General features: G+C 67.9%; 15 protein-coding genes. 9 read left to right on the top strand and 6 right to left on the bottom strand.

Annotated features, from left to right (window positions below; genetic code table 11):
- Positions 1–16: 16 nt before the first annotated feature.
- Positions 17–1,519 carry an ATP-binding protein gene (locus tag ACN20X_RS13150; protein ID WP_012204699.1) on the top strand — a complete coding sequence of 501 codons (1,503 nt, stop codon included), beginning with the start codon at positions 17–19 and terminating at the stop codon, positions 1,517–1,519.
- Positions 1,520–1,621: 102 nt separating this feature from the next.
- On the opposite strand, the gene ispF is transcribed toward ACN20X_RS13150, so the two are convergent.
- Together ispF and ispD are read right to left on the bottom strand one after the other, a co-directional pair.
- Entirely contained in the window at positions 1,622–2,101 is a 480-nt protein-coding gene (gene ispF, locus ACN20X_RS13145) for a 2-C-methyl-D-erythritol 2,4-cyclodiphosphate synthase (protein ID WP_013803157.1), read from the bottom strand.
- 16 nt (positions 2,102–2,117) lie between these two features.
- Complete coding sequence (gene ispD / locus ACN20X_RS13140; protein ID WP_034363171.1) at positions 2,118–2,948, bottom strand: 2-C-methyl-D-erythritol 4-phosphate cytidylyltransferase; 831 nt, start codon at positions 2,946–2,948, stop codon at positions 2,118–2,120.
- A gap of 161 nt (positions 2,949–3,109) precedes the next feature.
- On the opposite strand from ispD, the gene mfd reads away from it, so the two are divergent.
- The 4 genes from mfd to ACN20X_RS13120 all read left to right on the top strand — a co-directional run bounded on the left by mfd (position 3,110) and on the right by ACN20X_RS13120 (position 8,972).
- The gene (gene mfd / locus ACN20X_RS13135; protein ID WP_047217664.1) at positions 3,110–6,604 is read left to right on the top strand and encodes a transcription-repair coupling factor; all 3,495 of its coding nucleotides are present in this window, start codon (positions 3,110–3,112) and stop codon (positions 6,602–6,604) included.
- Between the two features lie 16 nt (positions 6,605–6,620).
- Positions 6,621–7,286, top strand: a complete 666-nt coding sequence (locus ACN20X_RS13130) for a hypothetical protein (protein ID WP_473210674.1) — start codon at positions 6,621–6,623, stop codon at positions 7,284–7,286.
- A gap of 135 nt (positions 7,287–7,421) precedes the next feature.
- A complete protein-coding gene (gene serB, locus ACN20X_RS13125) occupies positions 7,422–8,135 on the top strand; it encodes a phosphoserine phosphatase SerB (protein WP_016445267.1) in 714 nt (237 codons plus the stop codon).
- 306 nt (positions 8,136–8,441) lie between these two features.
- The gene (locus ACN20X_RS13120; protein WP_016453029.1) at positions 8,442–8,972 is read left to right on the top strand and encodes a hypothetical protein; all 531 of its coding nucleotides are present in this window, start codon (positions 8,442–8,444) and stop codon (positions 8,970–8,972) included.
- Between the two features lie 63 nt (positions 8,973–9,035).
- Here the strand turns inward: ACN20X_RS13120 and ACN20X_RS13115 are convergent, their stop codons facing one another.
- Positions 9,036–9,521, bottom strand: a complete 486-nt coding sequence (locus ACN20X_RS13115; protein WP_012204692.1) for a PaaI family thioesterase — start codon at positions 9,519–9,521, stop codon at positions 9,036–9,038.
- Between the two features lie 102 nt (positions 9,522–9,623).
- Here ACN20X_RS13115 and ACN20X_RS13110 point away from each other — a divergent pair, with 102 nt between their 5' ends.
- A complete protein-coding gene (locus ACN20X_RS13110; RefSeq protein ID WP_473210673.1) occupies positions 9,624–10,964 on the top strand; it encodes an aminotransferase-like domain-containing protein in 1,341 nt (446 codons plus the stop codon).
- Between the two features lie 40 nt (positions 10,965–11,004).
- On the opposite strand, the gene ACN20X_RS13105 is transcribed toward ACN20X_RS13110, so the two are convergent.
- Positions 11,005–11,223, bottom strand: coding sequence for a DUF3820 family protein (locus ACN20X_RS13105; RefSeq protein WP_034363114.1), 219 nt, complete (start codon positions 11,221–11,223; stop codon positions 11,005–11,007).
- Positions 11,224–11,421: 198 nt separating this feature from the next.
- Here ACN20X_RS13105 and ACN20X_RS13100 point away from each other — a divergent pair, with 198 nt between their 5' ends.
- A complete protein-coding gene (locus ACN20X_RS13100) occupies positions 11,422–12,207 on the top strand; it encodes a MetQ/NlpA family ABC transporter substrate-binding protein (RefSeq protein ID WP_017404430.1) in 786 nt (261 codons plus the stop codon).
- 93 nt (positions 12,208–12,300) lie between these two features.
- Here the strand turns inward: ACN20X_RS13100 and ACN20X_RS13095 are convergent, their stop codons facing one another.
- Entirely contained in the window at positions 12,301–13,203 is a 903-nt protein-coding gene (locus ACN20X_RS13095; RefSeq protein ID WP_473210672.1) for an EamA family transporter, read from the bottom strand.
- Positions 13,204–13,300: 97 nt separating this feature from the next.
- Here ACN20X_RS13095 and ACN20X_RS13090 point away from each other — a divergent pair, with 97 nt between their 5' ends.
- Positions 13,301–13,789: an Lrp/AsnC family transcriptional regulator gene (locus tag ACN20X_RS13090; RefSeq protein WP_016445260.1), complete on the top strand. Its 489-nt coding sequence runs from the start codon at positions 13,301–13,303 to the stop codon at positions 13,787–13,789.
- A gap of 56 nt (positions 13,790–13,845) precedes the next feature.
- Complete coding sequence (locus ACN20X_RS13085) at positions 13,846–14,154, top strand: hypothetical protein (protein WP_016445259.1); 309 nt, start codon at positions 13,846–13,848, stop codon at positions 14,152–14,154.
- 30 nt (positions 14,155–14,184) lie between these two features.
- Here the strand turns inward: ACN20X_RS13085 and ACN20X_RS13080 are convergent, their stop codons facing one another.
- Positions 14,185–14,835 (bottom strand): LysE/ArgO family amino acid transporter, encoded by a 651-nt coding sequence (locus tag ACN20X_RS13080; protein ID WP_016445258.1) that lies wholly within the window; start codon positions 14,833–14,835, stop codon positions 14,185–14,187.
- Positions 14,836–14,864 lie beyond the last annotated feature (29 nt).

Genomic DNA, 14,864 nt, shown 5'->3' with positions numbered 1-14,864 from the left:
ATGACGAACCGCTTCCATGAGTTCCTTCACCGTCCCGCCCCATGACGCCACCAGCCCTGCGCCGCTCGACTACGAGCGGCGCATGACTGCGCGCTCTCCGCTGGGACTCAATCTTTTCTGGCGTACCTTCTGCCTGCTGGCCCTGCTGCTGGTGGGCAGCATCCTGGCGTGGCTGCAGACGCTGCGCGCCTTCGAATTCGAGCCGCGCACGCTGCACACCGCCCAGCAGATCGCCTCGCTGGTCAACCTCAGCCGCGCGGCCCTGGTGCATTCGGATGCCATCAACCGCGTCTCGCTGATCAAGACCATGGCCGACCAGGAAGGCGTGCGCATTCTGCCGCGCGAGCCTGGCGACAGCTTCGAGCTGCTGGACCAGAGCACGCTGGGCAAGCGCCTGACCGAGGAGCTCACGCGCCGCCTGGGCTACGGCACCATCGTGGCGCGCAGCGTCAATGGCGAACCGGGGCTGTGGGTGGGCTTCACCATCAATGGCGACCGCACCTGGCTGCTGATGGACCGCTCGCGCTTCACGCCGGCCAGCGGGCGCACCTGGCTGATCTGGCTGATCACGGCCGGCCTGCTGTCCCTGGCGGGGGCGGCGGCCATCGCGCGCCTGATCAACCGGCCACTCAAGCAGTTGAGCTATGCGGCCAACCGCGTGCGAGATGGCGACTTCGACGCCAGCCAGCTGGACGAGGAAGCCGTCACCAGCGAGATCCGCGAGGTCAACATCGGCTTCAACCGCATGGCGCAGAAACTGGCCCAGCTGGAGCAGGACCGTGCGGTGATGCTGGCTGGCATCTCCCACGACCTGCGCACGCCGCTGGCCCGCCTGCGGCTGGAGACCGAGATGAGCGTGGTGGACGACGTGGCGCGCGAGCACATGGTGGCCGACATCGTGCAGCTGGACGCCACCATCGACAAATTCCTGGACTACGCCCGCCCCGACCATGTCACCCTCAACCCGGTGAACCTGCATGCCGTGGTGTCCTCCTGCGTCTATGCGGTGCAGGACCACCGCGAGCTGCAGATCAGCATGGCCGTGCCCGAAGGCGTCTATGTGCTGGCCGACGAGGTGGAACTGGCCCGCGTGATCTCCAACCTGTTCGAGAACGCACGCCGCTACGGCAAGACGCCCGAGACCGAAACCACCCACGTGGATGTGACGGCATCGGAACGCGAAAGCTGGGTGGTGATCCGCATCCGCGACCATGGCCGTGGCGTGCCGCCCGAGCAGCTCGCCAGCCTGACCCAGCCCTTCTTCCGTGGCGACTCCGCGCGCACGGCCGCAGCGGGCGCGGGCCTGGGCCTGTCCATCGTGGACAAGACGGTGCAGCGCATGGGCGGCGTGTTTGCGCTGTCCAACTCCTCCACGGGCGGGCTGGTTGCCCATGTGCAGTTGCAGCGTGCCTCGGGCGTGGCCAAGGGTGCCGAGCCCGAGCAGCGTCTGCAGCGCCCGCAGATCAAGCGCCAGCTGCCCCCGCGTGCGCAGGACGGCGCCCTGGACGGCGAGGACTGAGCCCGCAGCGCGCGTTCGGCAGATACGTTCGGCAGATACAAAGGCCCCGGCGATCGTTGACCGATCGCCGGGGCCTTTTGCATGGGGATGGCACCCCGCTGGTCAGGCGCGGAACAGCAAGGCGGCGGCGCGCGCCTCCATGGCCTGCTGCTGGCCCACGGGTCCGAGCTTTTCGGCCGTCTTGGCCTTGACGTTGACCTGGTCCAGCGCCAGCCCCAGCGCCGTGGCGATGCGCTCGCGCATGGCGGGAATGTGCGGCGCCAGCTTGGGGGCCTGGGCAATGATGGTGCTGTCGATGTTGCCAATCTCCAGCCCCGTGGCGCGCACGCGGCGCGCCGCTTCCACCAGCAGCACCAGCGAATCGGCGCCACGGAATTCGGGGTCGGTGTCGGGGAAATGCCGGCCGATGTCGCCCAGCGCCGCGCCGCCCAGCAGCGCGTCGGTGATGGCGTGCAGCAGCACGTCGGCATCGGAATGGCCCAGCAGCCCCAGTTCGTGCGGCACCTCGATGCCGCCCAGGATCAGCTTGCGCCCGGGCACCAGGGCATGCACGTCCCAGCCCTCGCCAATACGAAAATTCATGTGAAACATTCCAGGTTCAGAAAAATGGATTGCCCGACGCCTGCGGATGGTCGCGCTGGCCCCGGTATCGCTCCAGCGTGGTGCTGCGCTCGCGCTGCGACAGCACGGCGGCGGCCAGCGCGAAATCGTCCGGATAGGTGACCTTGAAGTTCTGCGCGCCGCCGGGCACCAGGCGCGGGCGCTGGCCCACGGCCTCCATGGCGCTGGCCTCGTCAGTCACGGCCGAGCCGGCGTGCTGCAGCGCATCGAGCAGCGGCGCGATGCGGAACATCTGCGGCGTCTGCGCCAGCCATTTGTCGCTGCGGTCCACCGTGCCCGCCACGCGCACCCCGCTGGGCCCGGCCACGGCCGTCTTGAGCGTGTCGGGCAGCTTGTGCGCCAGCAGGCCGCCCACGGCATCGTGCTCGCAGGCGTCGATCAGGGCATCGATGAGCGCGGGCGTCACCAGGCAGCGTGCGGCATCGTGCACCAGCACCCAGTCGTGCGCGCCCGCACCGCGCGCCAGCAGTTCCTTGAGCCCGTTGGTCACGGATTCGGCCCGCGTGGCGCCTCCGCATGCCGCCGTGGAGTAGCGCGTGGGCGACGGGCCCGGCAGGCCCTGGCGCCAGAAGTCGTCGCCAGGCGCGATCACCACCAGCGTGTGGTGCACACGCGCTGTGCCCGCAAAGGCGGCCAGCGTGTGCGCCACCATGGGCGCACCGGCCACCAGGTGGTATTGCTTGGGCAGTTCAGGCGCAGGCGCATCGGGCGCGATGGCGCGCGAGCCCGTGCCAGCGCAGGGGATCAAGGCCCACAGGCGGGCCGGCTCCAGGGATGCGGGCGCAGCCGCCGCAAGCAGATCTGTCATGGTGGCGCATTGTAGTGACGGCCATGTGCCGCCATGGCCATGCGGGCATGCCTGCATGGCCGCCATGCGTGCTGGCTAAAATGCTTCGATACCCCTCTGCGCGTGCCGAGGGGTTTTGTCGTTACTTCGCCCAGGCGCTGCGGCGCCCACGTCCAAGCACCATGGAACTGCCCAAGCTCACTCCCGGAAAACGCTTCACCCTGCCCCGCCCCGTGGGCAGCGCCGACGCCCTGCTGCTGGCCCGCCTGGGCGAGCGCGAGAAGGCGGCAGGCCGGGTGACAGCCATCGTCACGGCCGACGCCTCGGATGCCCAGCGGCTGATCGACGAGATGGCCTTCTTCGCCCCGGGCCTGCGCTGCGCGCTGTTCCCCGACTGGGAGACCCTGCCCTACGACAGCTTCTCTCCCCACCAGGACCTGATCAGCGAGCGCCTGGCCACGCTGTGGCGCATCAACCAGCGCGACAAGGAGCATGGCGCCGACGTGGTGCTGGTGCCTGCCACAACCGCGCTGTACCGGCTGGCGCCGCCCTCCTTCCTGGCCGGCTACACCTTCGAGTTCAAGAGCGGCCAGAAGCTGGACGAGGCCAAACTCAAGGCCCAGCTGACCCTGGCCGGCTACCAGCATGTCTCCCAGGTGGTCAGCCATGGAGAGTACGCGGTGCGGGGCGGCCTGATCGACCTGTTTCCCATGGGCTCGCTGCAGCCCTACCGGGTGGACCTGTTCGACGACGAGATCGACTCCATCCGCACCTTCGATCCCGACACCCAGCGCAGCCTCTACCCCGTGCCCGAGGTGCGCCTGCTGCCCGGCCGCGAGTTCCCCATGGACGAGGACGCGCGCGCCAAGTTCCGCCAGCGCTGGCGCGAGCTGCTGGAGGGCGATCCCACGCGCAGCCGCATCTACAAGGACATGGGCCAGGGCATTGCCACGGCCGGCATCGAGTACTACCTGCCGCTGTTCTTCGACGAAACGGCCACCGTCTTCGACTACCTGGGCGCCGATGCCACCGTGGTCATGCATGGCGACCTGGAGCCGGCCTTCCAGCGCTTTTGGCAGGACACCAAGGAGCGCTTCCGACTGGTGCAGGGCGACCCCGAGCGCCCGGCCCTGCCGCCCGAGGTGCTGTTCCTGTCCGCCGACCAGTTCTACACGCGCGCCAAGGAGCACGCCCAGCTCGCGCTGCGCCCAGGCACCGAGGACGTGGCAGACAGCGCCATCTTCCAGAAGCTGGAGGACCTGTCCGTGGTGCGCGGCGCGGAAGACCCTCTGGCGCGCCTGCAAAGGCACATTGCCGCCAGCGCCCACCGCGTCCTGCTGCTGGCCGAGTCCGATGGCCGCCGAGAAAGCCTGCTGGACTTCTTCCGCGCCTCGGGCGTGAACCCGCCGGTCTTCGACTCGCTGGCCGAGTTCCAGGGCGATGCGGGCGAGAAGGTGGGCATTGCCACGGCCGGGCTGATGAACGGCTTTGCCTGGGTGGAGGAAGGCCTGGACTTCGTCACCGAGACCGAGCTGTTCGCCACCAGCCCCACGGGCCGCAGGCGCAGGCGCCAGGAGCAGGTCAGCGATGTCGAGGCACTGATCAAGGACCTGTCCGAACTCAAGGTGGGCGACCCCGTGGTGCACTCGGACCACGGCATCGGCCGCTACCAGGGCCTGGTCCACATGGACATGGGCCAGAAGAACCCCGACGGCACGCCGGCCGTGCAGGAATTCCTGCACCTGGAGTACGCGGGCAACGCCGTGCTCTACGTGCCCGTCAGCCAGTTGCAGCTGATCAGCCGCTACACCGGCGTCTCGCCCGAGGACGCGCCGCTGCACAAGCTCGGCGGCACGCAGTGGGAAAAGGCCAAGCGCAAGGCGGCCGAGCAGGTGCGCGACTCCGCGGCCGAGCTGCTGAACATCTACGCACGCCGCGCCGCACGCCAGGGCCACGCCTTCCGCTACTCGCCCCAGGACTACGAGCAGTTCGCCAACGACTTCGGCTTCGAGGAAACGGCGGACCAGCGCGCCGCCATCCACGCCGTGATCCAGGACATGATCAGCCCCCAGCCCATGGACCGCCTGGTCTGCGGCGACGTGGGCTTCGGCAAGACCGAGGTGGCCCTGCGCGCGGCCTTCGTGGCCATCACGGGCGGCAAGCAGGTGGCCTTCCTCGCGCCCACCACGCTGCTGGCCGAGCAGCACTACCAGACCCTGGTGGACCGCTTCTCCAAGTGGCCGATCAAGGTGGCCGAAGTCTCGCGCTTTCGCTCGGGCAAGGAGATCACGGCGGCCGTCAAGGGCATTGCCGACGGCTCGGTGGACATCGTCGTGGGCACGCACAAGCTGCTGTCCGAGTCCACGCAGTTCAAGAACCTGGGCCTGCTGATCATCGACGAGGAGCACCGCTTCGGCGTGCGCCACAAGGAAGCCATGAAGGCCATGCGCGCCGAGGTGGACGTGCTCACGCTGACGGCCACGCCCATCCCGCGCACCATGGGCATGGCGCTGGAAGGCCTGCGCGACCTGTCCGTCATCGCCACCGCGCCCCAGCGGCGCCTGGCCATCAAGACCTTTGTGCGCAACGAGGGTACGGGCGTGATCCGCGAGGCCGTGCTGCGCGAGCTCAAGCGCGGCGGCCAGTGCTACTTCCTGCACAACGAGGTCGAGACCATCGAGAACCGCAAGCAAAAGCTCGAGGAAATCCTGCCCGAGGCACGCATTGCCGTGGCCCACGGCCAGATGCCCGAGCGCGAGCTCGAACGCGTGATGCGCGACTTCGTGGCCCAGCGCTACAACATATTGCTGTGCTCGACCATCATCGAGACGGGCATCGACGTGCCCAGCGCCAACACCATCCTCATCAGCCGCGCCGACAAATTCGGCCTGGCCCAGCTGCACCAGCTGCGCGGCCGCGTGGGCCGCAGCCACCACCAGGCCTATGCCTACCTGATGGTGCCCGACCTGGACAGCCTGACCAAGCAGGCCCAGCAGCGGCTGGAGGCCATCCAGCAGATGGAGGAACTGGGCTCGGGCTTCTACCTGGCCATGCACGACCTGGAGATCCGCGGCGCCGGCGAGGTGCTGGGCGAGAACCAGAGCGGCAACATGATGGAGGTGGGCTTCCAGCTCTACAACGAGATGCTGTCCGAGGCCGTGCGCAGCCTCAAGGCCGGCAAGGAGCCCGATCTGCTCAGCCCGCTGTCGGCCTCCACCGACATCAACCTGCACGCGCCGGCCCTGCTGCCGGGCGACTACTGCGGAGATGTGCACCTGCGCCTGTCCTTCTACAAGAAACTGGCCACGGCCCGCACCAGCGACCAGATCGACACCCTGCTCGAAGAAATCGTGGACCGCTTCGGCAAGCTGCCGCCCCAGGCGCAGACGCTGATCGACGTGCACCGCCTGCGCGTGCTGTCCCAGCCCTACGGCGTGGTCAAGGTCGATGCGGCGCCCGGCGTCATCAACATCACCTTCAAGCCCCAGCCGCCGGTGGACCCGATGGCCATCATCCACCTCATCCAGAAGAACAAGCACATCAAGCTGGCCGGCAACGAGAAGCTGCGCATAGAGCGCGCCCTGGACAATCCCAAGGACCGCGCCCAGATGGTGCGCGACGTGCTGCGCAGCCTGGGCCAGCCGCTGGTGGAGGCAAAGGCGGCCCAGCCCGCATAGAAGGGTTGTCCTAGCCATGTTCCTCGAAGCGAGCATCGCCCTGCTGGCCCTGGCCGCCGCGCTGTGGCTGCGCCCCTGGCGCATGCTGGCCGGCCGCCCGGGCCCGGGCGGGCCGCTGGACCGCATGGCCTCGCCCCTGGTCACGCCGCTGCTGGGCGTGCTCGTGCTGCTGCCCTGGATCTGGGCCCTGCCCACGCTGCACCGCATGCCGCTGCAATTGCAGTGGTCCTCGGCGCCGCTGGTGGTGCTCATGCTGGGCTGGCCTCTGGCCGTGCCGCTGCTGCTCGTTGTGGGCGGGCTGGCGGCCCTGCTGTCGCCGGCCCTGGGCTGGGGAGATGCGCTGGGCATCTCGGTCTGGCAGGGCATCGTGCCCGCCACGCTGGCCATGCTCTGGGGTGCGGCGCTGCGGCGCTGGCTGCCGCACCAGATCTTTGTCTTCATTCTCGCGCGCGGCTTTGCGGGCACGGTGCTGTGCGTCTTCATCTCGGCCCTGCTGGCGCAGGCCGCAGGCCACTCGCTTCCCGGTGTCAACGAGGACCTGTCGCGCATTGCGCGCTGGCTCATGGCATGGGGCGATGCCGTGGTCACCGGCATGGTGACGGCCATCTTCGTGGTGTTCCGCCCCCAATGGCTGGCCACCTGGTCGGATGCCATCTACCTGCGCCGCCCACCCGCGCCCTGAGGGCACATCCAGGCACAAGCCGTGGCGCGCCGCAGTGCCAAGGCAAGTGACTGCGCCGCGCGGCCCTGGCTCTGGATATGATTCGCGCCTGATACCCGCCAGCCCGGCGGCCCGTCCCTTTTTGCTGCCCCACCCATGACCGATGTCACCGAATTCGCGCCCGGACTGCTGATCCGCGGCATCCAGCCGCCACTGAAGCTGGCCGACTACAAGCTCATCGCGTTCGACATGGACTCGACGCTGATCACCATCGAATGCATCGACGAGATCGCCGACGCCACCGGCAAGAAGGCCGAGGTCGCGGCCATCACCGAAGCCACCATGCGCGGCGAGATCACCGACTTCAAGGACAGCCTGCGCCAGCGCGTGGGCAAGCTCGTCGGCGTGACCGAGGCCGACATGGCCCGCGTGCTGGCCGAGCGCCTGAAGCTCTCCCCGGGCGCCGAAACCCTGGTGCGCGCAGCCCAGGCTGCGGGCCTGAAGGTGCTGCTGGTCTCGGGCGGCTTCACCTACTTTGCCGAGCACGTGCGCGGCATGCTGGGCATCGACTTCGTGCGTGCCAACGTGCTGGAGATGCGCGATGGCGCGCTGACCGGCGGCCTGATCGAGCAGCCCTGGGGCGACATCTGCGACGGCGCCGAAAAGCGCCGCACGCTGCTGGAAGTCGCCTCGCTGCTGGGCATTCGCCCCGACCAGTGCATCGCCGTGGGCGACGGCAGCAACGACATTCCCATGATGCAGGTCGCAGGCCTGTCCGTGGCCTACCACGCCAAGCCGCGCGTGCGCAACGAGGCCAAGGTCTCCATCACCGAAGGCGGCCTGGACCGCCTGCTGGAAGTGCTGCGCTGAAAACCGGCGGCGGGGGCTGGCGCAGGCCGCTGCACTGCTCCGCAATCAATAGCTGAGAATGTTTTGTGGGCTTGCTTTTCCGGCAGGCCCCGGTCTTTTCTACAATGCTTGATGCAGCCCCATAGGCCACCGCCTCAGCGCCGGTGGCTCTCCTACAACAGCAGGCTGCACACCGGCGTATCCGCATGCCGGTGCTTGGAATCTCCTGCCCCATCCCCATGTGACACCCAAGGCCGCAGGCCTGCCCGCAGACGGGCGGCCTGTGGCGCTCCGACCGGCGCAGGCCCGCCTGCGCCGACCGTGCACATGACCACCATGATTGGAAAAACCTTCGTGAAGACTTCGTTCCGCACCACTGCCTCCGTGATCGCCCTGGCCATTGCCTCGCTGACCGTGCCCACGCTGGCCCAGGCCAAGCGCATGGGCAGCGGCGGCAAGTCCGTGCGCCCGGCGTCGATCGGCAAGGCCCCTGCCCAGCCCGCAGCGCCTGCGGCGCCCACCGCCAGCAAGGCGGCAACGCCTGCCAGCCCGGCAGCTCCTGCCACGCCAGCAACGCCGGCCGCGCCCGCCGCAGCCGCCGCTCCGGCAGCGGCACCTGCCACTGCAGGTGCCGCAGGCCCGGGCATGATGGGCACGCTGGGCGCCGCCGCCGTGGGCGCCGTTGCCGGCTCCATGGCCGGCAATGCGCTGGCCGGCGCCATGACCCCTGAAAAGGACGCTGCCGCCAAGGAGGCCGAAGCCAAGGCCAAGGCCGCCGAAACCGAGGCAGCCGAGCTGCAGCGCAAGGCCGATGAAGCCAAGGCCAAGGCAGAAGCCGCCCGCGCCGCCGCCAAGTAAACCGCCTGCTCCTTGCAAAAGGCCGCGCCTGTCGCGGCCTTTCTGTTTTGTCCAGCGGCTGCTTCAACGGCCTTGCGCATGCTCTCCACGCAGCGTCATCACGGCGCTGGCGATGCTCGCAACGGTCTTGCCATCATCACGCTCGATTTCACAGCGGTAGTGGCTGATCGTGCGTCCACGGTGCTCGGCCCACGCCCGCGCGCACAGCCTGGAGCGCCAGACCGGGCGCAGGAAGGCCGCCTTCAGGTCGATGCTGGTGAAACTCTGGCCTGGCTCCATCAAAGTGGAATGCGCCGTGCCTATGGCAGCATCGGCCAGTTCGCACAGCATCCCGCCATGGACCGTGCCCTGCTGGTTGCCATGGCGCTGCGCATCGGCGTCGAACTCCACGACGGCCATGGCTTCGCCGACGGCCACTATGCGAAACCCCAGCATCTGCGAGATCGCGGTCGGATAGCGCATGTGCGTGGCCTCGTCTGCGGCAAGCCGCCCTTCGATCTGCCGCTGCAGATAGTCGAGCACGGGGAGATAAGTGCTGGGAAGATGCATGGATTTCCTGTCTGGAGCGGGAGGGCAAGGCCCGGGAATGCCCGTCTCGCCAGTGTGATGACCTAGACTGGAACAATCAAAAAATTGTCCTAACTACACTCCATGGCTGCCTCTCGCGTTGCTCTGCTGACTGAACGGCTGGCCGAAGACATCCGCGCCGGCCGGCTCGCCCCCGGCACGCTGATGCCCACGCACCGCGACCTCGCGGCCCGCCATGGCATGGCCGTGGCGTCCGCCAGCAAGGTGTATGCGCGGCTGGCCTCCCTCGGCCTGGTCATCGGCGAAACCGGGCGCGGCACCTTTGTGCGGGATCGGCCGCAGCAGCGCGAATGGGATGGCAGCGACGAATCCCGCCTGAGTTCGGACACGGCCGACCTGTCCTTCAACCATCCCACCTGGCCGGGGCAGGCCGGGCTGTTGCGCTCCATGCTGCGCGAGCTGGCTGCTTCGGGCGACCTGGCTGCGCTCATGCACCAGCAGCCGCCCGGCGGCCGGCTGCACGAGCGGCGCATCGTGGCCGACTTCCTTGCCCGCGAACGCGGCCTGGCTGCCGAGCCGGAACGCATCTTCCTGGTCAACGGCGCGCAGCAAGGACTGGACATTGCCGTGCGTGCGCTGCTGCGGCCCGGCGATGCGGTGGCCGTGGACGCGCTGACCTACCCGGGCTTCAGGATGCTGGCCGAGCTCCAGGACCTGGACCTACAGCCGGTCCCTGCCCTTGACGAGGGTCCCGACCTCGATGCATTGGAGCGGCTGTGCGCACGCCGGCGCATACGCGCCATCCATGCCATGCCCACGCTGCACAACCCCCTGGGATGGGTGATGCCGCTGGCGCAGCGCCAGCGCCTGGTGGAGATCGCAAGGCGCCACGATTGCCTGCTGATCGAGGATGCTGCCTATGCCTTTCTGGCAGGCAAGGCGCCCGCAGCCCTCGCAACGCTGGCGCCAGAGCGCTGCATTCACGTCTCCAGCCTCTCGAAAAGCGTGGCCAGCGGGTTGCGCTTCGGCTTCATGGTGGTGCCCCAGGCATGGGCAGGCCGCGTCAAGGCCGTGGTGCGCGCCAGCCACTGGAGCATGCCGGGCCTGGTCACGGCCATGGCCACGCGCTGGATGGCCAGCGGCTCCGTGCGGCAGCAGGAACAACGCATGCGGCAGGAGGCACGGCGCCGGCAGGCGATTGCGCGCAAGGCGCTGGCAGGAATGCAGATGCTGGCCCACCCCTGCTCGCTTTTCCTCTGGCTGCGCCTGCCCGGGGAGCTGCGGATGGACCGGGCGGCCAAGGCGCTGGCACAGTGCGGCATCGCCGTATCGCAGGCCCACGCCTACGCAACGACTCCCCATGCCCCGCATGCGCTGCGCCTGGGACTGGGTTCAGTGCCTCTGCCGCAACTGGAGGCCGTACTCGTTCAGTTGCGGGATACCGTGGAAGGCTTTCCGCCCTGAGCCTGTGCCGGGCCAGGGCCCGGTTCAGGGGCCTTGCGCTTCAGCGCCGCCCGTCGCGCAGCGGCTGCAGCAGGTGCGACAGGCCGTTGTGGTCCAGCTCCTGCATCAGCGCCAGTAGTTGGCCCAGCTCTCCCTTGGGAAAGCCCTCGCGTGCGAACCAGTTCAGATAGTTGCCGGGAAGATCGGCGATCAGCCGGCCCTTGTACTTGCCATAAGGCATTGGCACCAGCACCAGCTTTTGCAGCATTTCGGAGTCCATGGCGGCGATGGTACGCGCTGCGTCATCGCAAGAATCCGCATAAAAAACCACAGCCTTATAACCAAATATCAAAAATGTTCAACGCGGCCCCTGGCGCAGCACTAGACTATGCGCCTGCCTGCCGCCAAGCCCGACGCGGAGCCGTTCTCCCGGGCCGGCGGCGTTTTATCGCAACCCGTTGAAGAAAGTCCTCCGGTCATGTTGAAGAAAGCCCTCTCCGCAATCGCGATTGCCACGCTGGCACTGACAGCCCAGGCCGCCGACGTGCTCAAGGTCGGTGCCACGGCCGTGCCGCATGCAGAAATCCTCAATCACATCAAGCCCGCGCTGAAGGCCCAGGGCATCGATCTGCAGATCAAGGAATTCAGCGACTACGTGCAGCCCAATGCGGCCGTCGAGGACAAGCAGCTGGACGTGAACTTCTTCCAGCACCAGCCCTACCTGGACAGCTACAACAAGGACCGCAAGACCTCGCTGGTGGCCGTGCCCAATGGCAAGGTCCATGTGGAGCCCTTCGGCGGCTACTCGCAGAAGATCAAGAACGTCAAGGACCTGAAGGACGGCGCCACCATTGCCATCCCCAACGACCCCTCCAACGGCGGCCGCGCCCTGATCCTGCTGGCCAAGCAGGGCCTGATCGAGCTCAAGGACCCCAAGAGCCTGACGCCCACGCCGCTGGATGTGGCCAAGAACCCCAAGAAGCTCAAGTTCAAGGAACTCGAAGCCCCGCTGCTGCCGCGCGCACTGGGCGATGTGGACCTGGCGCTGATCAACACCAACTACGCCATCGAGGCCAAGCTCAATCCCACCAAGGATGCGCTGTTCATCGAAGGTGCCGACTCGCCCTACACCAACATCGTGGTGTCGCGCCAGGACCGCGCCAACGATCCCAACATCGCCAAGCTGATGAACGCACTGCACACGCCTGATGTGAAGAAGTTCATCGTCGAGAAGTACAAGGGCGCCGTCGTTCCCGCGTTCTGAATGCGAGGTGGCCGCAGCCTTGCCGGCTGCGACCGTTGCGAAAAAAAAAGCGCTGCCGGGGCAGCGCTTTTTTTGTGGCTGGCATTCCTTGCCTCAGCCTGCGGAGGCCACCTCCGCCGGCGCCTTGGCCGCAGCAGCCGGCCGCGTGATGGCGCTGCCTATGGCCGCGCCCATGATGCAGGCAATGGCCAGCCACTGCGTTCCCACCAGTTGCTCATGCAGCAGCAGCATGCCCATGAGGGCGGCTATCGCGGGCTCCGTTGCCAGCGCGATGCCGAAGGTGGCGGGCGGCAGGCGGCGCAGCGCCATCATCTCCAGCGTGTAGGGCAAGGCGCTGGAGATGGCCGCAACCATCAACCCGAAAAGAAGTATGGATGGCTGCAGCAGCTTGGCCCCCGCCTCGGCCACGCCAAAGGGCACCACCACCATGGCGGCGAACACCAGGCCCAGCGACACGGCCTGGCCGCTGGGAATGCTGCCCAACCGCTGGCCCAGCAGGATGTACAGCGCCCAGCAGATGGCGGCGCCCACGGCGCAGGCAATGCCCACGGGCTCCAGCACCAGGGCGCCGGCGCTGGCACCGCCTATGGGCAGGATCAGGGCCAGCCCCGCCACCGCCAGCGCCAGCCAGACAAAATCCACGGGCCGGCGCGAGTGGTAGATGGCCACGGCCAGCGGCCCCGAGAACTCGATGGCCACGGCCAGGCCGAAGGGAATGGTGCGCAGCGCCATGTAGAACAGCAGGTTCATGGCGCCCAGCGCCACGCCGAAACGCAGCAGCGCCCAGGCCTGAGGCCGCGCCAGCGTCCAGCGCCAGGGCCGCCAGATGGCCACCAGGATCAGCGCGGCAAAGCCCACGCGCAATGCCGAGGTGCCTTGGGCACCCAGCACCGGAAAAAGCTGCTTGGCCAGTGACGTTCCCACGCCCAGCGCCGTCACCGAGCCCAGCACGGCCAGCAGCGGCCAGGCGCGGTTCCATGTGATGTTTGTTGTCATGGCGCGTACGATATTGCAAGCGCACCGCGCAAACAGCTCGTTTTTGAGCCGCTTCACGCAATATTCGCTCTTTTCCTCTTCTCGCCGCCAGCCGCCCATGCCCGCCATCGCCCTGGACTCCTTCGACCGCGCCATTCTCGACGTGATGCAGCGCGACAACCTCACGCCACAGCGCCTCATCGCCGAGCGTGTGCACCTTTCCGCGCCGGCCGTGCAGCGGCGCATCAAGCGGCTGCAGGAGCTGGGCGTGATCGCGGCCAACGTGGCCGTGGTCGATCCGGCGCGCATAGGCCGGCCGCTGACCGTGCTCATCAACGTGCAGCTGGTCAACGAGCGCCCCGATCTGTCGCAGGCCTTTCGCGCACGCGTGGATCGGGAGGACGCGGTACAGCAGTGTTATTACGTGACCGGTGAAGCCGACTATTCATTGATCGTCACGGCTGCCGATATGGAGGAGTACCAGGCGCTGGCGGCTCGGCTGTTTGCGGGGGACGACAACATCCGGCGCTACACCACCTCGATAGCGCTGGAACGCGTCAAGACCGGGCTGCAGCTACCGCTGCAGCCGCAAGCCACGGATGCCTGACCACCGTCATCAGATCGTTTTGAACATAGAACGCCATCACAGGCAGGGAGACTTCAATGAGCGCACCGCATCCGGACAGCATGGCCAATCTGGTGGCCATCCGCACCCTCGACAAGTACGAGAACGACTATTTCCCCAAGCGCGACCGCATCACCATCGCCTTTCGCGGCGATCTGGCAGAGCAGTTCAAGTACGACAAGATCCGTCCGCTGTCGCCGGCCCAGCGCCATGGTCACCGCGTGGTGATCGAGGCCGAGAGCCAGAAGACCGGCACCACCGGCCACTACTGCATCGAGTGCAACAGCTGGAACCTCATCGAGGCCGTGGGCACCTGGGCACCGGAGCCGGAGCAGGCGGCGGGCTGAGCCTGCCGCCTCTGGCCGGCTCAGGCCGGCTCAGGCCCCGGCCGGCGCCCAGACGCTGCCGGCCACCCACCAGGCCAGCGCCAGCATCATCACGCCCGTCAGGCCATCGAGAATCCGCCAGGCACGCGGCTTCTCGAACAGGCGCCTGAGGCGGCGGCCTGCAAAGGCCAGCAGCACGAACCATGACAGGCTGGCCGAAGCGGCGCCAATCACATACACCCATTTGAGCGCGCCTTCCTGGCGCGCGCCGATGGAGCCCATCAGCAGCACCGTGTCCAGATAGACATGGGGGTTGAACAAGGTGATAACGGCCAGCGTGGAGACCACGCCCAGCAGGCCGCGCGGCGCCAGCTGCCCGCCCGAGGCGGCCAGCTGCGCATCGGGCGCCATGGCCATGCGCCACAGCGCCATCAGGCCGTAGGCCAGCAGGAACAGGGCGCCGCCCAGGGTCAGGTAGCGGGCCAGATCGGGGTTGTCGCCCAGCAGCCGGGCCATGCCCGCCACGCCCAGGCCGATGAGCACCACGTCGCTGACCACGCACCATGCCACGCAGGCGCGTACATGCTGGCCGTGCACGGCCTGGCGCAGCACATACAGGTTCTGGGCTCCGATGGAGACGATGAGCGACAGGCAGACCGTGAAGCCCGCCAGCCAGGAAGAAGAAACATTTGCAGTCCACATGGGCAGGGATTGTCTGGCTCGCAAATGGT

It is taken from the genome of Delftia sp. PX-1, from assembly GCF_055797465.1.
The sequence above is the reverse complement of the archived record's forward strand: the minus strand, read 5'-3'. Positions and strand labels throughout refer to the sequence as shown.